This is a genomic window from Streptomyces sp. NBC_01481, from assembly GCF_026339995.1.
Lineage (GTDB): Bacteria > Actinomycetota > Actinomycetes > Streptomycetales > Streptomycetaceae > Streptomyces.
Map to the genome: position 1 here is coordinate 206,261 of NZ_JAPEPT010000001.1, position 19,789 is coordinate 226,049.

Annotated in this window: 16 protein-coding genes, 1 tRNA gene and 1 riboswitch; of the genes, 11 read left to right on the forward strand and 6 right to left on the reverse strand. The window is 69.7% G+C overall.

Annotated features, from left to right (window positions below; genetic code table 11):
- The first annotated feature begins 5 nt into the window (after positions 1–5).
- The 8 genes from OOK40_RS01025 (at position 6) to OOK40_RS01060 (ending at position 9,166) form a co-directional block, all read left to right on the forward strand.
- Positions 6–884, forward strand: a complete 879-nt coding sequence (locus OOK40_RS01025; RefSeq protein ID WP_266475772.1) for a transglycosylase family protein — start codon at positions 6–8, stop codon at positions 882–884.
- Positions 885–1,143: 259 nt separating this feature from the next.
- Positions 1,144–1,319, forward strand: a riboswitch (cyclic di-AMP (ydaO/yuaA leader).
- Positions 1,320–1,322: 3 nt separating this feature from the next.
- Complete coding sequence (locus OOK40_RS01030) at positions 1,323–1,979, forward strand: transglycosylase family protein (protein ID WP_266475773.1); 657 nt, start codon at positions 1,323–1,325, stop codon at positions 1,977–1,979.
- Positions 1,980–2,262: 283 nt separating this feature from the next.
- Positions 2,263–3,549, forward strand: a complete 1,287-nt coding sequence (gene eno / locus OOK40_RS01035; RefSeq protein WP_266475775.1) for a phosphopyruvate hydratase — start codon at positions 2,263–2,265, stop codon at positions 3,547–3,549.
- 79 nt (positions 3,550–3,628) lie between these two features.
- On the forward strand, positions 3,629–4,102 hold the full coding sequence (locus tag OOK40_RS01040; RefSeq protein ID WP_266475776.1) for a septum formation initiator family protein: 474 nt from the start codon (positions 3,629–3,631) through the stop codon (positions 4,100–4,102).
- Positions 4,103–4,132: 30 nt separating this feature from the next.
- Complete coding sequence (locus tag OOK40_RS01045) at positions 4,133–4,666, forward strand: DUF501 domain-containing protein (RefSeq protein WP_266475778.1); 534 nt, start codon at positions 4,133–4,135, stop codon at positions 4,664–4,666.
- Positions 4,663–5,592 carry a Ppx/GppA phosphatase family protein gene (locus OOK40_RS01050; protein ID WP_266475780.1) on the forward strand — a complete coding sequence of 310 codons (930 nt, stop codon included), beginning with the start codon at positions 4,663–4,665 and terminating at the stop codon, positions 5,590–5,592. The genes OOK40_RS01045 and OOK40_RS01050 overlap by 4 nt, the downstream gene beginning before the upstream one ends.
- 320 nt (positions 5,593–5,912) lie before the next feature.
- Complete coding sequence (locus OOK40_RS01055; protein WP_266475781.1) at positions 5,913–7,292, forward strand: NAD(P)/FAD-dependent oxidoreductase; 1,380 nt, start codon at positions 5,913–5,915, stop codon at positions 7,290–7,292.
- 584 nt (positions 7,293–7,876) lie between these two features.
- Complete coding sequence (locus OOK40_RS01060) at positions 7,877–9,166, forward strand: cyclopropane-fatty-acyl-phospholipid synthase family protein (protein WP_266475783.1); 1,290 nt, start codon at positions 7,877–7,879, stop codon at positions 9,164–9,166.
- A 70-nt stretch (positions 9,167–9,236) separates the two neighbouring features.
- Here the strand turns inward: OOK40_RS01060 and OOK40_RS01065 are convergent, their stop codons facing one another.
- Positions 9,237–11,780 carry an ABC transporter permease gene (locus OOK40_RS01065; RefSeq protein WP_266475785.1) on the reverse strand — a complete coding sequence of 848 codons (2,544 nt, stop codon included), beginning with the start codon at positions 11,778–11,780 and terminating at the stop codon, positions 9,237–9,239.
- Between the two features lie 66 nt (positions 11,781–11,846).
- Entirely contained in the window at positions 11,847–12,617 is a 771-nt protein-coding gene (locus OOK40_RS01070) for an ABC transporter ATP-binding protein (RefSeq protein ID WP_266475786.1), read from the reverse strand.
- Positions 12,618–12,979: 362 nt separating this feature from the next.
- Between OOK40_RS01070 and OOK40_RS01075 the strand changes: the two genes are divergently transcribed.
- Both OOK40_RS01075 and OOK40_RS01080 read left to right on the forward strand, forming a co-directional pair.
- Positions 12,980–13,062, forward strand: a tRNA-Leu gene (locus tag OOK40_RS01075).
- 542 nt (positions 13,063–13,604) lie between these two features.
- Positions 13,605–14,477: a Bax inhibitor-1/YccA family protein gene (locus tag OOK40_RS01080; RefSeq protein WP_266475789.1), complete on the forward strand. Its 873-nt coding sequence runs from the start codon at positions 13,605–13,607 to the stop codon at positions 14,475–14,477.
- A 74-nt stretch (positions 14,478–14,551) separates the two neighbouring features.
- Here OOK40_RS01080 and OOK40_RS01085 read toward each other — a convergent pair whose 3' ends face one another.
- On the reverse strand, positions 14,552–14,782 hold the full coding sequence (locus OOK40_RS01085) for a DUF4287 domain-containing protein (RefSeq protein ID WP_142217527.1): 231 nt from the start codon (positions 14,780–14,782) through the stop codon (positions 14,552–14,554).
- A gap of 99 nt (positions 14,783–14,881) precedes the next feature.
- On the opposite strand from OOK40_RS01085, the gene OOK40_RS01090 reads away from it, so the two are divergent.
- On the forward strand, positions 14,882–15,208 hold the full coding sequence (locus OOK40_RS01090) for a hypothetical protein (RefSeq protein WP_266475791.1): 327 nt from the start codon (positions 14,882–14,884) through the stop codon (positions 15,206–15,208).
- A 79-nt stretch (positions 15,209–15,287) separates the two neighbouring features.
- Here the strand turns inward: OOK40_RS01090 and OOK40_RS01095 are convergent, their stop codons facing one another.
- The 3 genes from OOK40_RS01095 to OOK40_RS01105 form a co-directional block, all read right to left on the reverse strand.
- Positions 15,288–16,103: a hypothetical protein gene (locus tag OOK40_RS01095; protein ID WP_266478704.1), complete on the reverse strand. Its 816-nt coding sequence runs from the start codon at positions 16,101–16,103 to the stop codon at positions 15,288–15,290.
- 345 nt (positions 16,104–16,448) lie between these two features.
- A complete protein-coding gene (locus tag OOK40_RS01100) occupies positions 16,449–17,669 on the reverse strand; it encodes an acetyl-CoA C-acetyltransferase (RefSeq protein ID WP_266475792.1) in 1,221 nt (406 codons plus the stop codon).
- Between the two features lie 994 nt (positions 17,670–18,663).
- Positions 18,664–19,659, reverse strand: a complete 996-nt coding sequence (locus OOK40_RS01105) for an SGNH/GDSL hydrolase family protein (protein ID WP_266478708.1) — start codon at positions 19,657–19,659, stop codon at positions 18,664–18,666.
- Positions 19,660–19,789 lie beyond the last annotated feature (130 nt).

Genomic DNA, 19,789 nt, shown 5'->3' on the forward strand with positions numbered 1-19,789 from the left:
AACGCATGCTCTCCGGCCATGGTCGCCACCGTCGTCCCCGCCAGGCTCCGGCCATTGTTGTCGCGGCAGGGGTGACGGGATCGGCCATCGCGATCCCCCTTCTCGGAGCCGGTTCGGCCTCCGCCGCCGACGCCTCCACGTGGGACCGCGTCGCCGAGTGCGAGAGCGGGGGCATGTGGAGCGCCGACCTCGGCAACGGGTACTACGGCGGACTCCAGATGTCCCAGGAGACATGGCAGGTCTTCGGCGGCACGGCGTACGCGCCCACCGCCGACCTCGCCAGCCGCTCGCAGCAGATCGCGGTCGCCGAGAGGGTCCTCGACGCGCAAGGTCCGGCCGCGTGGGCCGGCTGTGCGGCGATGGCCGGGCTGCAGAACGACGGCGCCGCGACCGGTGTCGACCCGGGCACCGCACCCTCGCCCTCGCAGAGCACGGTTCCGGCGCCGGCCGCGTCCACGAAGCCGACCGCCAAGCCCGACGAGCCGTCCGACGAGCCGTCCACCACGACGCCCGCGGACGCGACCGGGCCGGCGACCGCGGCCCCCGATGCGGCGGCGGGCGATGGCAAGCACCGCGGCGACGCGGCCCCCGAGGAGACCGAGCCGGACAATGTGGACAGCGAGCGCGAAACGGGGCGCCACGCTTCCCGGGGTGACGAGTCGGCGCGCACTGAAGCGGACAAGTCGGACAAGGTCGACAGTGCGGACGCCGCGCCGGGCGAGTACACCGTCCTGCCGGGCGACAGCCTCTCCGCGATCGTCGACAAGGAGAAGCTCTCCGGCGGCTGGACCGAGCTCTACGAGAAGAACCGCGAGACCGTCGGCGGCAACCCCGACCTCATCCTTCCTGGCCAGAGCCTCGATCTGGGCCTGAATCAGGAGTAGTTCGCTGCTTTATGTCCGGTTCTGTGCAAGTGAGACAAGGGTCTCTTTGTCCCAACTGACGCATCTGCCCCGGCGGAATCGCCCATTCCGCCCGTCACCTGCGGAAACGTATATGTCCTACCCGGTGAAATGGGCGATTTCTCCCCGATGTTCGTCTTTGAACATCGGGGAGTCGTGTGTCTACGGTCTGAACCGCTCGCCACCGCGGGCACCACTGACCGTCACGCCGAATCCTGCCGTCGGTCGGGGGGAGTACTCGTCGCGCAGAGCGCCGAAGGCAGGAGCGGGGGACCCAAGGTAAGTGCCGGGCCCGGCCGTTGAGAGATCGACGGCGGAGACCGGCTTGGGGTGAAGTCGCATGCAAGACCGTGCGACCGGGCAACTCACTTGGCCCGAACCCGACAGCTCACCTCGTAGGCGTCGGTGAGGAGAAGCTCCATGCTGTTTTCCGGCAAAGCCAAGCACCGTCGCCCGTCCAAGCTCACCCGCATCGCCACGCTCGCCGGTGTCACCGGCGCCGCTGTCGCCGTCCCGCTGATGGGTGCCACCTCGGCCTCCGCCGCGACCGCGTCCGAGTGGGACGCCGTCGCCCAGTGCGAGTCCGGCGGCAACTGGTCCATCAACACGGGCAACGGCTTCTACGGCGGCCTGCAGTTCACCAACTCCACCTGGGCCGCCTACGGTGGCACCGCCTACGCCTCCCGCGCCGACCTGGCCTCCAAGGACCAGCAGATAGCCGTGGCCGAGAAGGTCCTCGCGGGTCAGGGCAAGGGCGCCTGGCCGAGCTGTGGCGTGAACCTGTCCAACACGCCGTACACCGGCGGCTCCGCCACCGCGCAGCAGGCGAAGCCGGCCGCGAAGCCGGTCCAGAAGCGCGCCGAGGCTCCCACCACCCGCTCCGAGCGCCCCGCCGCCCCGAAGAAGGCAGTGAAGAAGGGCGACGGCGAGTACAAGGTCAAGGCCGGTGACACCCTCGGCAAGATCGCGAAGGCCGAGAAGGTCAAGGGCGGCTGGAAGAAGCTGTTCGAGCTGAACAAGGACATCATCAGCGACGCCGACGTCATCTTCCCGGGCCAGCAGCTCCACCTGAGCTGACCCGAGGAGCCCTGGGACTCCGGTGGACCCGGCGGACCACCGGACCCTGCGGGCCTCCCCCAAAGCCACCCCGGCCCCGCGCGCTTTCCCCCGAGCGCGCCGGGCCGGGGTTCTGTCTGTTACCCCCAGGTAGTTCACGCGCTGTTTGTCCTGCGTCGAGTCTCTTCATGCCCTTTTTCGTCCCAGCGGGCGGGCATCTGCCGACCGATGCTCCCGCGCCGGTTAGGCTCTTGCCGCAAGGCCAAAGAGACCCTGCACTTTCAGCGTCACATCCCAGAAGGAGATGCTCGTGCCGTCCATCGACGTCGTCGTAGCCCGGGAAATCCTGGACTCCCGAGGCAATCCCACGGTCGAGGTCGAGGTTGGCCTCGACGACGGCAGCACGGGCCGTGCTGCTGTTCCGTCCGGCGCCTCCACCGGTGCGTTCGAAGCTCTTGAGCTCCGCGACGGTGACCAGAACCGCTACCAGGGCAAGGGTGTCGAGAAGGCCGTCCTCGCCGTCATCGAGCAGATCGGCCCGGAGCTCGTCGGCTACGACGCCACCGAGCAGCGCCTGATCGACCAGGCGATGTTCGACCTGGACGCCACCCCGGACAAGTCCTCGCTCGGCGCCAACGCCATCCTCGGTGTCTCGCTCGCCGTGGCGCACGCGGCCTCCGAGGCCTCCGACCTGCCGCTCTTCCGCTACCTGGGCGGCCCGAACGCGCACCTGCTGCCCGTTCCGATGATGAACATCCTGAACGGCGGCTCGCACGCCGACTCCAATGTGGACATCCAGGAGTTCATGATCGCCCCGATCGGCGCGGAGTCCTTCTCCGAGGCCCTGCGCTGGGGCGCCGAGGTCTACCACACGCTGAAGAAGGTCCTGAAGACCAAGGGCCTGTCCACCGGTCTCGGCGACGAGGGCGGCTTCGCGCCGAACCTCGAGTCGAACCGCGCCGCGCTGGACCTGATCCTCGAGGCCATCAAGGAAGCCGGTTACGCCCCCGGCAAGGACATCGCGCTCGCGCTCGACGTCGCCGCGTCCGAGTTCTACAAGGACGGAAAGTACGAGTTCGAGGGCAAGTCCCGCTCGGCCGCCGAGATGACCGAGTACTACGAGGAGCTCGTCGCCTCCTACCCGCTGGTCTCCATCGAGGACCCGCTGTTCGAGGACGACTGGGCCGGCTGGAAGGTCCTCACCGACAAGCTGGGCACCAAGGTCCAGATCGTCGGCGACGACCTCTTCGTCACCAACCCGGAGCGCCTGGCCCGCGGCATCGAGGACGGCGCGGCCAACGCCCTGCTCGTCAAGGTCAACCAGATCGGTTCGCTGACCGAGACCCTGGACGCCGTGGAGCTCGCCCAGCGCAGCGGGTTCAAGTGCATGATGTCCCACCGCTCCGGCGAGACCGAGGACGTCACCATCGCCGACCTGGCCGTCGCCACCAACTGCGGCCAGATCAAGACCGGCGCCCCGGCACGCTCCGAGCGCGTCGCCAAGTACAACCAGCTGCTGCGCATCGAGGAGATCCTCGACGACGCCGCGGTGTACGCGGGCCGCTCGGCGTTCCCGCGCTTCAAGGGCTGACCAGCCCGTCGTCCGTACGTCCCCGGCCGCGGTCCCGTACCGTGTCCGGGGACGTACGTACGTAATGGGGAGGCGGGACATGGCCGGGAAGGACCGCGATCGGTTCTCCACCGCGACCAGGATTCGGCTGCTCGGTGAGCAGACCGCCGCTCGCGTCTACCGCTCCCAGAGCCGCCGCCAGGCCCGCCGCTCCCGGCTGACCGGACGCGCGGCCTTCCTGACGCTGGTGGTCTGCTCGCTGGTCGTCGCGCTCGCCTATCCGATGCGGCAGTACGTGTCGCAGCGCGCCGACATCGCCGACGAGCAGCGCCGGATGGCGGACGCCCGGGAGCAGGTGGAACGGCTCCGGGACGAGAAGGCGCGCCTCCAGGACGACCAGTACGTCAAGCGCCTGGCCCGCGAGCACCTGCATCTCGTGCTTCCGGGCGAGACCGGCTACACCATGATCGACCCCGAGGCGGCGGAGCAGCGCCGTACGGAAGAGGGGGCGGCCGACCGCCCCTGGTACTCCAACGTCTGGGACGGCGTCGACAACGCCGACCGCCGCAAGTAGAACCGTAGAACTGTTAGAGCCAAGGCAGGCATGGAAACCCCTCCTCCCACCACCGCACCGACCGAGCCGACCGACGCGGACATCGCCGCGTTCAAGGAGCAGCTCGGCCGGCCGCCGCGCGGGCTGCGCGCGATCGCGCACCGCTGCCCCTGCGGACAGCCGGACGTCGTCGAGACCGCGCCCCGGCTCCCCGACGGCACACCCTTCCCGACGCTGTACTACCTGACCTGCCCGCGGGCCGCTTCGGCGATCGGCACGCTGGAGGCAAACGGCGTGATGAAGGAGATGACCGAGCGCCTGGCGGCCGATCCCGAGCTGGCCGCCGCGTACCGGGCCGCGCACGAGGACTACATCGCGCGCCGCGACGCGATCGAGGAGCTGAAGGGCTTCCCGAGCGCCGGCGGTATGCCGGACCGGGTGAAGTGTCTGCACGTGCTGGTCGGCCACTCGCTCGCGGCCGGGCCCGGCGTCAATCCGCTGGGGGACGAGGCCATCGCGATGCTGCCCGAGTGGTGGCGCAAGGGGCCGTGTGTGACCCCTTGTGAAGAAGGGGACAAGCAGTGACCCGGGTCGCGGCCGTCGACTGCGGTACCAACTCCATCCGCCTGCTCGTCGCCGACGTCGACCGTGAGACGGGTGAACTCGTCGACCTGGACCGGCGGATGATCATCGTCCGGCTCGGTCAGGGCGTCGACAAGACCGGCCGGCTGGCGCCGGACGCGCTGGAGCGCACCTTCGCCGCGTGCCGCGAGTACGCCGCGCTGATCAAGCAGTACGGCGCCGAGAAGCTCCGCTTCGTGGCCACCTCCGCGTCGCGCGACGCCGAGAACCGGGACGACTTCGTGCGCGGGGTGCTCGACATCCTGGGCGTGGAGCCCGAGGTGATCACCGGCGACCAGGAGGCGGAGTTCTCCTTCACCGGAGCGACCGGCGGCCTGCCCGGCCACGAGGAGCGGCTGGTCGTGGACATCGGCGGCGGTTCGACGGAGTTCGTCGTCGGTGCCGGTCATGTGCGTGCGGCCCGGTCCGTCGACATCGGCTGCGTACGGCTGACCGAGCGGCACGCGCTGAGCGACCCGGCGACGCCGGAGCAGATCGCCGCCGTCCGCGCGGACATCGAGGCGGCGCTCGACCTGGCGGAGGAGACCGTCCCGCTGCGCGAGGCCCGCACGCTGGTCGGTCTCGCCGGTTCCGTCACCACGATCGCGGGGATCGCGCTGGGCCTGGAGGAGTACGAGTCGGAGGCGATCCACCACTCGGTGATCTCCTACGAGGAGGTCCGCGCGATCACCGAATCGCTGCTGAAGTCCACCCACGACGAGCGCGCGGCGATCCCCGTGATGCACCCCGGACGCGTGGACGTCATCGGTGCCGGAGCGCTCGTACTGCTCGCGATCATGGAGCGGATCGGGGCGCGGGAAGTGGTCGTCAGCGAGCACGACATCCTGGACGGGATCGCCTGGTCGGTCGCCGGTAAAGGAACTTCGTGAACTTCTTCACAAGGAAAAGTCCCCTGATGGGGGCTGTGAGGGGCCGAAAGGCCCCTCCGGCCTGACCGTCGACCCCGGGGGGCGCGGATTCCCGGTGCTGCGGGGTCCCTCAGGCGGGTGTGATCCAGGCGTTGCTTCACCCTGGGACCGCCGCTTAGGGGCCAGCTCACGAGGGGTGAACAACGTTCGCCACTGCACCGTGGTTCCATGCCCGTGCCATGACCTCGATCACGTGGGCCGCGCAGTGTAGCAGAGGTGGGTCCACAGCTTGTGAAGGGGCTCACGAGCGACCCCTCCAAGGGGGGTGGATACTCGATGCCATGAGCACCACGGAGCGTCCCAGGATCCTCGTTGTAGGCGGTGGGTACGTAGGCCTGTACGCAGCTCGACGCATTCTGAAGAAGATGCGCTACGGCGAGGCGACCGTCACGGTCGTCGACCCGCGCTCGTACATGACGTACCAGCCGTTCCTCCCCGAAGCTGCCGCCGGCAGCATCTCGCCTCGGCATGTCGTCGTCCCGCTGCGACGCGTGCTGCCCAAGGCTGAGGTGCTCACCGGCCGAGTCACCACCATCGATCAGGACCGCAAGGTCGCGACGATCTCGCCGCTGGTCGGCGAGGCGTACGAGCTGCCGTTCGACTACTTGATCATCGCGCTCGGCGCGGTCTCCCGCACCTTCCCGATCCCCGGCCTCGCCGAGCAGGGCATCGGTATGAAGGGCATCGAGGAGGCCATCGGGCTGCGCAACCACGTACTCGAGCAGCTCGACAAGGCCGACTCGACGACGGACGAGGAAGTCCGCCGCAAGGCGCTGACCTTCGTCTTCGTGGGTGGCGGCTTCGCCGGTGCGGAGACCATCGGTGAGGTGGAGGACCTGGCGCGCGACGCGGCCAAGTACTACACCAGCGTCAAGCGCGAGGACATGCGCTTCATCCTGGTTGACGCGGCCGACAAGATCCTTCCCGAGGTCGGCCCGAAGCTGGGCAAGTACGGCAAGGAGCACCTCGAGGGCCGCGGCATCGAGATCTACCTGTCGACCTCGATGGAATCCTGCGTGGACGGTCACGTGGTGCTGAAGAACGGCCTGGAGGCCGACTCCAACACCGTCGTCTGGACGGCAGGCGTCAAGCCGAACCCGGCGCTGGTCCGCTACGGCCTGCCGCTCGGCCCGCGCGGTCACGTCGACACGCAGACGACACTGCAGGTCCAGGGCACCGACTACATCTGGGCCGCGGGCGACAACGCGCAGGTCCCGGACGTGGCGGCGCGCAAGGCCGGCGTCGAGAACGCCTGGTGCCCGCCGAACGCGCAGCACGCGCTGCGGCAGGCGAAGCTCCTCGGCGACAACGTCATCTCCGGCATGCGGGGCTTCCCGCAGAAGGAGTACAGCCACGCCAACAAGGGTGCGGTGGCCGGGCTCGGCCTGCACAAGGGCGTCGCGATGATCGTCATGGGCAAGATGAAGATCAAGCTCAAGGGCCGTCTGGCGTGGTACATGCACCGCGGCTACCACGGTCTGGCGATGCCGACGTGGAACCGTAAGATCCGGGTCTTCGCGGACTGGACGCTGGCGATGTTCCTCAAGCGTGAGGTGGTCTCGCTCGGCGCGATGGAGTCGCCGCGCGAGGAGTTCTACGAGGCGGCCAAGCCGGCGCCGTCGGCGTCCGTGCCGGCCCCGGAGAAGGCGAAGGCCTCCTAGCCCGGGCGTTTCAGCGAGGGGCCGCCCGCCATCCGTGGTGCGGGCGGCCCCTTTGCTGTGCCCGGGGGTCTTTTCCCACCCGCCCGCCCTTGGTTGGCGGGGGTACGGGGTACCACCCCTACGCCCCCTGCGGTCCGCGGCAGCTTTGCGCCGCGGGCGGTGTCACCGGTGCGGTGCCTGCACGCCGCGGGCGGCAGTTTCGCGCGGCGGGGTGGCTGTGCTTCACCCTGTGCGGGGGCGGCTTCCCGCCTGCCCTTGAGGTGCCGGGGGACGAGGTACCCGCACGCCCACGGCGTGGCAGCTTCGCGCCGCCAGCCGCGTTCGTGTGCGCCGGGCTCCCGGTGGGGGCGGCGATGTCTCGGCTCACGGCAACCGCGCCGACTCAGGCGCGTGCGCCGTGTGCGCGGGCGCAGCCGGGCACACCGCGCCGGGTAAGTGTGGGGTGCAGATAAATTGCTTGGGCATTGCGCGTGCCCGGGAAGCACGCAGGGTGGTCGGATTGTTCCCAGGAGTGCATCGCGCTGCCACATGCGCGGCACGATGCCGGAGCATTTCTGGGATCCATCGTCACGGAGGTGTGCGCCATGGGCGACGCCGCGATGCGGCTGACCACTCTTGCCGAGGAGTTGCTGGGGGCCCCGCTCCCGGTTCGTATCCGGGCCTGGGACGGTAGTGAGTCCGGGCCTCCAGGCGCTCCCGTACTCGTCGTCCGGCACCGCCGCGCCCTGCGCCGGCTGCTGTGGCGGCCCGGTGAGCTCGGGCTCGCGCGGGCCTGGGTGGCCGGGGAGATCGACGTCGAAGGTGATCTGTACGCCGCCCTTGATCTGCTCTCCGGGATCATCTGGGAGCGCGGCGACGAGAGACCCACGTCAGGCCACCCCCTGCGCGACCCCCGCCTGCGAGCCGCCGCCCTCGGCCTGCTGAAGATCGGCGGCGCGCTGCCGCCCCCGCCTCCGCCCGCGGAGGAGGTCCGCCGCCGCGCCGGGCCGTTGCACACCAAGCGCCGCGACAAGAGGGCCATCAGCCACCACTACGACGTCGGCAACGCCTTCTACGAGCTCGTCCTCGGGCCGTCCATGGTCTACTCCTGCGCCTACTGGCAGGACGGTGGCACCCTTGAGGACGCCCAGCGCGACAAGCTCGACCTCGTCTGCCGCAAGCTCGGCCTCAAGGAGGGCGACCGGCTGCTCGACGTCGGCTGCGGCTGGGGCTCGATGGCCATGCACGCCGCCCGCGAGTACGGCGTCCAGGTCACCGGCATCACCCTCTCCCGTGAGCAGGCCGCGTACGCCCGTAAGTGCATCGCCGAAGAGGGACTCACCGACCGGATCGAGATCCGCGTCCAGGACTACCGGGACGTCAGGGACGGTCCGTACGACGCCATTTCGTCCATCGGCATGGCCGAACACGTCGGCCAGGTCCGCTACCACCAGTACGCCGAACAGCTCTTCTCGCTGCTGGAGCCCGGCGGCCGGCTCCTCAACCACCAGATTTCCCGCCCCCCGGAGGAGAACGAATCCGCCTACCACGTGGACGAGTTCATCGACCGCTACGTCTTCCCCGACGGCGAACTCGCGCCCCTCGGCCGTACCGTCACCAGCCTTGAGGCGGCCGGCTTCGAGGTGCGTGACGTCGAGGCGATCCGCGAGCACTACGCCCTCACCCTGCGTCGCTGGGTCGCCAACCTCGAGGCCGACTGGGACCAGGCCGTGCGCCACAGTTCTCCCGGACGCGCTCGCGTCTGGCGGCTCTACATGGCCGCCTGCGCGATCTCCTTCGAGCGCAACAAGATCGGTGTCAACCAGATCCTCGCCGTGAAGACACCCGGGAGCGGTGCCTCAGGGCTGCCGCTGCGCACCCGCACCTGGACTTGAGAACATGCGAGAGCCCCGCGACCACACCGGTCGCGGGGCCCTCGACATCCGTATCGCTACTCCGTCATCGCTACTCTGTCTTGATCGCCGTCAGCATGTTCAGCTTCGCGGCGCTGCGCGCCGGCCACATCGCGGCCAGCACCCCGACCACTCCGGCCAGCAGCAGGAAGATCCCGATCCGGTCCCACGGCACGACCAGCGAGTATTCGGGGATCTCCGACTTGAGCGTTTCGCCCAGCGCCCAGGCCAGGAAGGCCCCGAGCCCGATGCCGATCACCGCGCCGAAGAGCGAGATCACCACCGCCTCCAGGCGGATCATGCGCTTGACCTTGCGGCGGTCGAGGCCGATCGCCCGCAGCATGCCGATCTCCTGCTGACGCTCGAAGACGGACATCGCGAGCGTGTTGATGACGCCGAGCACCGCGATGATCAGGGCCATCGCCAGCAGTCCGTACATGATGTTCAGCATCGTGTTGATCATGCCGCCGAACATGTTCCGGATGTCCTGGCGGTCCATGATGCTCATCGCCGGGTTGTTCCCCAGCGCGTCCACCAGCGCCTGCTCGTTCGCCTTGCTCGCGCCGCCGTCCGTCTTCACCCAGATCTCGAGGATGTACGGCTTCGTCTCGAAGGGCGCGATCAGCGACGTCGACACCAGGACCGGCGAGAGGAACTCGTTGTCCTTGTAGACCGCTCCGACCGTCAGGTTCCTGGTCTCGGTCTTGCCGCCCTCGCTGCGGGCATCGAACTTCACCGGCAGGGTGTCCCCGGCCTTCCAGCCGTTGGACTTGGCGGTCTTCTCGGCGACCGCGATCTGACCCTTGCCGAGCGTCGACATCGAGCCGCTGACGGGCTGCAGGGCGAAGACCTTCTCCACGTCCCCGGGGGTGACCGCGGAGACGGAGTGGTACTCGTCCTTGATCTGCAGCGAGGTGGCCTGCTGCGGGGAGACCGCGCTGACACCCTTCGCCTTCTCCAGCGCGGTGAGCGCCGACTTGTCGAGGCCGCCGCCTCCGGCCATCGTGACCATGTAGTCGGCGCGGATGTTGTCCGTGGTCGTCTTGTCGATGGCCTGGCCCAGCGTGACGCCGATGACCGTGAGACCGGTGACCAGGGTGAGGCCGATCGACAGCGCCGATGCGGTGGCTCCGGTACGGCGGGGGTTGCGGACCGCGTTCTGCCCGGCCAGCTTGCCCGAGACCCCGAAGACCCGGTGCAGCAGCGGCCGCGCCAGGGCAATGACCGGACGGGACAGCAGCGGGATGAGCACGATGATGCCGATCAGCGCCAGGAACGCGCCGCCGCCGATCATCATCCGGCCGTCGTCCTTGCCGATCGCCGCACCGGCGAGGATCGCCCCTGTGCCGGCCAGCATGATGACGCTGCCGATGCTGTTGCGTACGACCAGGGACTTGGTCGTCGCGGGCAGATGTGCGCTGCCCATCGCGGCCACCGGTGGGATCTTGGCGGCCCGGCGGGCGGGCAGCCACGCGGCGAGCACGGTGACGAGGACGCCGACCGCGAGCGCGGCGATGACCGCGGTGGGCGAGATCACCAGCGGACCGGCCGGCACCTTCGCGCCGAACGAGGTCATCGCCGAGCGCAGCGCGGTCGCGAGACCGATACCGAGGACGAAGCCGATCACCGAGGCGAGGGTGCCGACGACCAGCGCCTCCAGCATCACGGAGCGCTTGACCTGCCGGCGCGAGGCACCGACGGCGCGCATCAGCGCCAGCTCCCTGGTGCGCTGGGCGACCAGCATGGTGAAGGTGTTGGCGATCAGGAAGGTGCCGACGAAGAGGGCGATGGCCGCGAAGGCGAGGAGCATCGTGTTGAGGTTGGACAGGCCCTGCTCGATCTCCCGGGCCTGCTCGTCGGCGAGCTCCTTGCCGGTCTGCGCCTGGGCGTCCTTGGGCAGCAGCGGCTTGACCGCGTCCAGGATCTTCTGGGCGGAGGCCCCGGCCGCGGCTGCGATCGTGACGTCCTTGAAGTGGCCGGGCTTCAGATAGAGCTTCTGCGCGACGGTGGTGTCGAAGAGGACGAGGCTGCCGCCCGCGTTGACGGCGCCGTCCTCGGTGGTGAAGACACCGGAGAGGGTGTAATCCTTCGCCGGGCCGTTGGTGGCGACCCGCACGGTGTCGCCGACCCGGTACTTGCCCTTGTCGGCGGAGTCCTCGTCGAGGGCGATCTGGGAGTCCTGCACCGGCCCCGAACCGTCGGTGAAGGTGTAGGCGGCGTCCTTGCCGTCCTTGCCGGGGGCGAAGTTCGCGCCGGTGTTGGACCAGCCGTTGCCGATCAGCTTGCCGTCCTGGTCGGCGACCCCGGCGAAGCCGGAGACCCGTCCGGTGGCACCGGCGACCCCGTCCAGACCCCGGATCTTCTCCAGCGTCTTGGTGTCGATCCCGGGCCTGCCGTCGCTCTGGTCGGCGTGCGTCGTGACGGCGACCGCGACGTTGTCGTAGCTCTTGGCCGACTGCTTGCGGTAGGCGTTGCCGAGGGTGTCGGTGAAGACCAGGGTGCCGGAGACGAAGGCCACGCCGAGCATCACGGCGAGGACGGTCATCAGCAGCCTGGCTTTGTGCGCGAGCACATTGCGCAGGGCGGTACGGAACATGTCTGTGTCAGTCCTGAGGTGAGAGCCGGAGTTCTAGGTCCTGGGGGGAGGAGCAGCGTCGGCCGTTCAGCTGGTCCGGCCCTTGGAGTCGAACTCCTTCATCCGGTCGAGGACGCCGTCGGCGGTGGGGCTGAGCATCTCGTCGACGATCCGGCCGTCCGCCAGGAAGATCACCCGGTCGGCATAGGAGGCGGCCACCGGGTCGTGGGTGACCATGACGACGGTCTGGCCCAGCTCCCGTACCGAATTGCGCAGGAAGCCCAGCACCTCGGCGCCCGAGCGCGAGTCCAGGTTTCCGGTCGGCTCGTCACCGAAGATGATGTCCGGCTGCGAGGCGAGGGCGCGGGCGACGGCGACGCGCTGCTGCTGGCCGCCGGAGAGCTCCGTGGGACGGTGGCGGAGCCGGTCCCGCAGGCCCACCATCTCGATGACCTGCTCCAGCCACTGCTTGTCCGGCTTGCGGCCCGCGATGTCCATCGGGAGCGTGATGTTCTCCAGTGCGGTGAGCGTCGGCAGCAGGTTGAACGCCTGGAAGATGAAGCCGATCTTGTCCCGGCGCAGCTGGGTCAGCTGCTTGTCCTTGAGCGAGCCGAGCTCGGTCTCGCCGATCCGTACGGATCCGGAGCTGAAGCTGTCGAGGCCGGCCACGCAGTGCATCAGCGTGGACTTGCCGGAGCCCGAGGGCCCCATGATCGCGGTGAACTCCGCCTGCCGGAAGTCGACGGTCACCCGGTCCAGCGCGACCACCTGGGTCTCGCCCTGTCCGTACACCTTGGACAGATCCGTGGCGCGGGCGGCCACTGCGGTGGCGCGGTGAGCGATGGGAGTGGTGGTCACGAGGAGGGCTCCTGTCGAGGTGTGTCGTGGGGACCACCCCATCGTGTCCGCCGTTGGGCGCCGGATCGTCAGTCCCGATGCCCGTTCCCGGGGGCCACTTGGGTCGGACCGCAGGGCTCGACCATCCTCCTTTGGTATGACGGCGTCCCTGAGACGCGAGGAGGGGGAAGGGCGGCGAATTTCCGTCATTCCGGTGTACGTGAGACAGCGTCAGCGGGCCCGGCAGGGCGGCCATGAATCCCCTGTTACCTGCACTGACGCACCCTCAGGCGCCAGTAAAATAAGACAACTTCGGGCCACGGGCCCGTAGGCCGGGCGATCTACCCGGATAGGCTCGGGTGCCAACGCGGACCGCACGCCATGCCCGGATGGTGGAATGCAGACACGGCGAGCTTAAACCTCGCTGCCCCTCGGGGGCGTGCCGGTTCAAGTCCGGCTCCGGGCACTGCTTCTGCCCCCGTCTCACCTGTATGGATGGCGGGTTCCCGCCTGGATCCTTTCCCTGCACGGGAACACGGCGGGAACACCCGGGTCTGGCCTCACACTCATCGCGGCGCCGGCGATGCCGCGTACCGCTTCCGTGACTTCGCGGCCCGGGTCATCGACAACCGGACCGGGATCGAGGACCGCATCGCCCGCACGCCGGGACAGGAACTCCCCGCACGGCCGACACGTACGGATCCGCAAGTGCAATGCCCGCGGCCTGCTCGATCGCCTCGAGCCGGACGGGCGGCCTCGAGTCGTTGCCGTCGCCGAGGTTGACCCGGGTGGCGGCATACCGCCACGGCCGGACGCATGCGTGTGACCTGCGGCGTTCCCACGGCCCCGCCGCCCGGTCGAATCGCCCGGGCGGCGCCGGTACCGATCTTGATTTCAGGCGATCCCGGTCGCGATCGCGGAAAGATCCTCCCCGAGCACTAGGGCGTTCCTTTTGCTTGCCCATTACTCTGGCTCCAAGGCCGCGCAGGGTGGCCATGGAGGAGTGAGATGAGGAGCAGCAACCCGGTCTTCTCGCGACGGGGGTTCAGCCGCGACAACGGCTACGCGGGATTCAACGCGCAGCAGCCGCAGGCCGGGGGCCCCGCCGTAGGAACCAACCCCTACGCACAGGGCGCGGGCAACCCGTACGCCACCAACCCCTACGCTCCGGCGGACACGCAGTACGGCGCCCCGGCGCCCGCGCGCACCAACGCCATGACGATGGACGACGTCGTCTCGCGTACCGCCATGACCCTGGGCACCGTCACCGTCGGCGCGATCCTGGCCTGGACGCTGCTGCCGGTCTCGTCCACCAGCTATGCGCTCGCCTTCGGCGCCGCACTGGTGGCGTTCGTTCTCGCGATCGTCCAGTCCTTCAAGCGGACGGCCTCGCCCGCGCTGATCATCGGCTATGCCGCGTTCGAGGGCATTTTCCTCGGCGTGATCAGCGAGATGTACAACAGCGTCTGGTCGGGTGCGCCCTTCCAGGCCGTGCTGGGCACCATGGCGGTCAGCGGCGCCACGCTCTTCATGTACAAGCAGCGCTGGATCCGGGTCACCGCCCGGTATGCCCGCATCGGCATGACCATCGCGATCGCCTTCATCGTCGTGATGGCCGTGAACCTCCTGCTGGTGGTCTTCGGCGTCGCCGAGGACGGCGGTCTGCGCAGCTTCGGCCCGCTCGGCGCGATCGTGGGCATCCTTGCGATCCTGATCGGCTGCTTCTTCCTGACGCTGGACTTCAAGCAGATCGAGGACGGCATCGCCTACGGAGCTCCCCGTGAGGAGTCCTGGCTGGCGGCCTTCGGTCTGACGATGTCGCTGGTCTGGATCTACCTGGAGATGCTGCGACTGGTCGCGATCTTCAGCGGCGACGACTAGCAGGACCGGTTGCCACAGGCGTGACGAAGGGCCCGTACGGCGAGAGCCGAGCGGGCCCTTCGGCGTCTCGAGACCTAGAGCAGTTTGCGCGCTGCGCGCCTCAGGTCGTACTCATGGATGATCGCTTTGGCATGTCCGTAAGCGAGATTGTGCTCGCTCCGGAGCCAGCTGACCTTCTCCTCGAAGCGGAAGAGGGATGGGCCCTCCTCGACGGTGCGAAGCCAGTCGGAGATTTCACGACCGGTGCAGTGAGGGATTCGGGAGAGCAGATTTCGATGGGTCTCTTCGGAGAAGACTTGGGACATCGGCGCCTCCGGACGCGTTGCGCGTGTGCTCCTTCACGCCACCGTGCCTGAGCGTTCGCGTATTGGCAACAGTGCGGTCTCGGCGCATAGGGTCGCGGGGTGCTTGATACGAGTGAGCTGACGGCCGCGGTCGACCGCTTCGCCGACCGTTTGAGGGCCGCTCCCCAGAGCCGGCTGCAGCGTGGTGCGGCGGCCGAAGGCCTCGCGCTGGCCAGGGAGTTGGCACTGCGTGCCCAGCGCGTCGAGACTCCCGGAAGCGAGCCGAGGATCATGCCGGAGGCGGGCCTGTTCGCGGTCGCGGATCAGCTGATGGTGGCCGGGCGAGATTTGGCCGAGGCATTGAGAATGGCCCCGTCCGGTTCCGTGGCGGAGGTTGACGAGGCCGTGAATCTGGTGCGTGAGGCGGTGGGGCGGGCGGGGCTGTAGCCCGGGGGCCGAAGGGCCCGTAGGGGGCTCTGTGGGGGCGTGGAGCCCGCGGAATCGGCCGCCGCGGGCAGGGACGGGGTTACATCGAGGCGATGACGCGGTCAGCGAGGATGTAGACGCTCTCCTCGCCGCACGCGAACGTCAGGGCGTACGCGCCCGAGACGCCGGAGCCGCCCAGCAGCACCGGGGCCTCGCCCACCCGCAGCGCCTCGGCGAGCCTCTCGGCGGTCTCGCGGTGGCCGGGGGTCATACACAGTGTCGTGCCGTCCGCGAAGACGTACACGTCGAGCGTGCCCAGCGGCCCGGGACGTACGTCCGCGAGCTCCGTGCGCGTCTCGGCGAGCTCCTCCAGGCGGGCAACGGTGCGCTCGTGGTCGGTGACGACCGGGGTCTGGACCGGGACGAAGTCCGGGTGCGAGGGGTGGCGGCGGCGGGCCGCGGCCAGTTCGGGGGAGTCCTCGGCGAACTCCGTCACCTCGGGCAGATCCGCCAGGTCGTCCAGCGCCTCGACCGCCTCGAAGTCCATCGCCTCAAGGCCCACGAAGTCGGCCTGGCGGGGTACGTAGAACGGGGGCAGCTCGTCGCCCGGCGCGGCCAGACCGCCCAGCAGCGACGGCGCGTCCGCGGCGTCGCGCGACTCCTGCGCGGCCCAGAAGGCGCGGGCCTCGGCCAGCTCGCGCTCGCGCTCCTCGGCCAGCGCCTCGGCGACCGCGGCGCGTATCTCGGCGGCGGGGGTGGCACGGGCCTGCGGCACGGTCGCGATACGGCCGGGACCGTGCACGGCCAGCTCGCTGCGCAGGGCCGTGACCTGCTTACGGAGCCCGTGGGCGGCGTGCAGGGCAGCGGCGCCCACGGCGGTGGCGGCGGCCGTGGTCAGCAGCAGGGCAATAGACATGGCGCTCACTGACGTACTCCCGGTTTCAATCGATCCCCCGACTTCCTACATCAGCTTGCGGGGAGCCCGCGCCCCCTGTCAGTGCATTACGTCACGAATTGGACAGGACTTTGTGCCTGGTGTTTAAGCAGAAAGCTGCCCTGACCTGGGGGAATGGCTCTCCCCCAGGAGATAGGTCACATCCTGGGGGAGATTCAGTCACGAGTTGAGTTCCACGCGGGGCCGAAACGGCTCTGCGCTGTCGCTCAGCTCAGCCGCTCGCTCCATTGGTCGCGTTCCGCTTCGCCTCCGCCTCGGGCAAGTGCCGCCTTCGTTCCTCAGGCGACCCTTACCCTCCGCTGCCGCTCAGCTCAGCCGCTCGATGACCATCGCCATGCCCTGGCCGCCACCGACGCACATGGTCTCCAGACCGAACTGCTTGTCGTGGAACTGGAGGCTGTTGATCAGCGTGCCGGTGATCCGCGCGCCGGTCATGCCGAAGGGGTGGCCGACGGCGATGGCGCCACCGTTGACGTTGACCTTCTCCAGGTCCAGGCCGAGGTCCCGGTAGGAGGGGATGACCTGGGCGGCGAAGGCCTCGTTGATCTCGGCGAGGTCGATGTCGCCGACGGTCAGGCCCGCCCGCTTCAGCGCCTGCTTGGAGGCCTCGACCGGGCCGTAGCCCATGATCTCGGGGGACAGGCCGGAGACGCCGGTGGAGACGATCCGGGCGAGCGGGGTCAGACCCAGCTCGCGCGCCTTGGTGTCGGACATGATCACCAGGGCGGCGGCGCCGTCGTTGAGCGGGCAGCAGTTTCCGGCGGTGACGAAGCCGTCGGGACGGAAGACCGGCTTCAGGCCCTGCACGGCCTCCAGGGTGACGCCCGCGCGGGGGCCGTCGTCCTTGGAGACGACCGTGCCGTCCGGGGTCGTCACAGGGGTGATCTCGCGCTCCCAGAAGCCGTTCTTGAGGGCTTCCTCGGCGAGGTTCTGCGACCGTACGCCGAACTCGTCCATGTCCTGGCGGGTCACGCCCTTGAGGCGGGCCAGGTTCTCGGCGGTCTGACCCATGGTGATGTACGCGTCGGGGACCAGGCCGTCCTCGCGGGGGTCGTGCCAGTCGGCGGCGCCGTTCTCGGCGACGGAGGCGGTACGGGCCTCGGCCTCGGCGAAGAGCGGGTTGTGCGTCTCCGGAAGGCTGTCGGAGTTGCCCTTCACGAACCGGGACACCATCTCGACACCGGCGGAGATGAAGACGTCGCCCTCGCCGGCCTTGATGGCGTGCAGCGCCATGCGGCTGGTCTGCAGGGAGGAGGAGCAGTAGCGGGTGACCGTACAGCCGGGAAGGTGGTCCATCCCCATCTGCACGGCGACGATGCGACCGAGATTGTGCCCCTGCTCGCCACCGGGCAGGCCGCAGCCGAGCATCAGGTCGTCGATGTCCTTGGGGTCGAGCTCGGGGACCTTGGCGAGGGCGGTCTGAATGATGGTGGCGGTCAGATCGTCGGCACGCAGGTCCTTCAGGGAGCCCTTGAAGGCCCGGCCGATGGGGGAGCGGGCGGCACTGACGATCACGGCTTCGGGCATCACGGCTCCAGGAGGTGAGCGGGGCGGGTAGGGGGCGCTGTCTGGGAAGTTACCGGTACGTATGGCTGTGGTCACGGGGCGGGGCGTGTGATGCGGGCCTCTTTTCTAAGCGAGCGCTCAGTTGGTGGGCGGGGTTTGTCCCCCACCCCGCCCCATCCCGAAACTGGGGGCTGCGCCCCCAGACCCCCGGGGTGGTGGGACGGCGCCCCACACCCCATACTCCTGCGGCTCCGCCGCGAAGCGAAAAACGCGGGGCTGCGCCCCAGACCCGCTGCCCGTCGGCTTCGCGCCTGCGGCTCCGCCGAGGAGCGAGATGCCTGAGCTGCGCCTCAGACCCCGGGCGGCTTCGCCGCGGAGTGAGAAACGCGAGGGCTACGCCCTGCACCTCGACCCTTGCGGCTTCCCGCCGCACCGGGACGGTGGGGTCGGCACCCCCTCCCCCCGGCGGCTTCGCCGCGGACCAGGAGGCGTGGCCATCGTGCCTGACGGGCCAGGGCTCGCGCCGTTCCGGTGGGGAGGGGCCGCGTACGGGCATCCCCTCATTTCAGGTTGCGCGGGCGGACCACGCGCACCGCAGCCCGACCGGTGGGGAGGGGCCGTGAAGGGTCGTCCCCGCAGGCGATTGGCGGCCAACACCGGGTGCCCTTACGGACCCCTCATCGCCGCCGACGCCGAGGAGTCGAGCCCGTAGGGGCCCCGGAACCCGCACCACACGGCACCGGCGCACCCCGGAGCAGGACCATGAACGCCCGCACCGCACGGCGCCGGGCACACCGGACCCGCGCCACGAACGTCCGCACCGCGCCGCACGGCATCGGGCAGGTCGCTGCCCCTAGGGGGTGTCCGGCGGATCAGGCTGGGCTCGCGACGCCCTGCGACTCCGTCTCCTGCGTTGTCGTCGGTCGGCATGGCTCCGCCATGCCTCCCTCCTCCGCCTTGGATCCGAAGCCGCATGACGCCGCTCCCTGATCCAGCCTGATCCGCCGGACACCCCCTAGCCCCGCCTCGCCTCCGGTGCCGGAGACGGTTCCGGGGTCGGTGCCGGGGTCGGGAGGCGGCGGCGTCGGCGGTGTTTCAGCAGGGCCCAGGGCGCCCTCGCCGCCGTGACCTCCGTGCCCGCCTCCTTCGCCGCCGTCGCCGCCGCCTTCGCCACCGGGAGCATGTCCTCGTGGCGGTCCGCCTCCAGGCGGTCCGACTCCGGCCAGACGCCGAGCACCGCGCACAGCGTCGGCAGCATCGCCATCGCCGCCGTCGCGTAGCCCTCCGCCGACGGGTGGTAGTTGTCCGCGCCGAACATCTCCCGCGGGTTCGCCGCGAACTCCGGCCCCAGCAGGTCGCCCAGCGACACCGTGCGGCCGCCCTGCTCGACGACCACGATCGTCTGCGCCGCCGCCAGCTGCCGTGAGACTCTTCGCGCCAAAAACCGCAGCGGCTGGTACACCGGCTCGATCGTGCCGAGATCAGGGCACGTGCCGACCACCACCTCCGCGCCCGCCGTACGCAGCCTGCGCACCGCGGCCGCGAGATGACGGACGGACTGCGTGGGCGGCATCCGGTGCGTGACGTCGTTCGCGCCGATCATGATCACGCAGACGTCCGGTGTCCGCGTCCGGTCCGCGAGCAGCCCCGTCACCTGTCGCTCCAGGTCGTCCGACTGCGCCCCCGGCAGCGCCACGTTGCGGACCTCCACCGCCCGCTCGGCCACCGCCGCCAGCCCGGACGCCAGCAGAGCCCCCGGTGTCTGGCCGGCCCGCCGTACGCCCTGCCCCGCCGCCGTCGAGTCCCCCAGTACGCCGAGGACCAGCGGATTGCTGCGCCCGAAGGCCAGCCCGTACAGCCCGTCGCCGCGGGGTGGAAGGGGGGCCGTGCCCCCGCCCACGGAGCGCTTCGCCAGCTGGACCTCCGCCAGTACAAGTCCCACTGCCGCCGCTCCGAGCAGGCCGATACTGCCGCCCCCGTAGGCCGCGCCCGCCGCGATGCGCCGTGCCACCCTCGCCCTCGACACAGTCCCAGCCACCTCCTCGTAGCTCAGCTTCAGTCACCAGCTAACTGCCCCGTGACAACCGTCGCCCAATCACACGCTGCTCCGCTTAGGCTGGCCGCATACCTACGGAGATCCC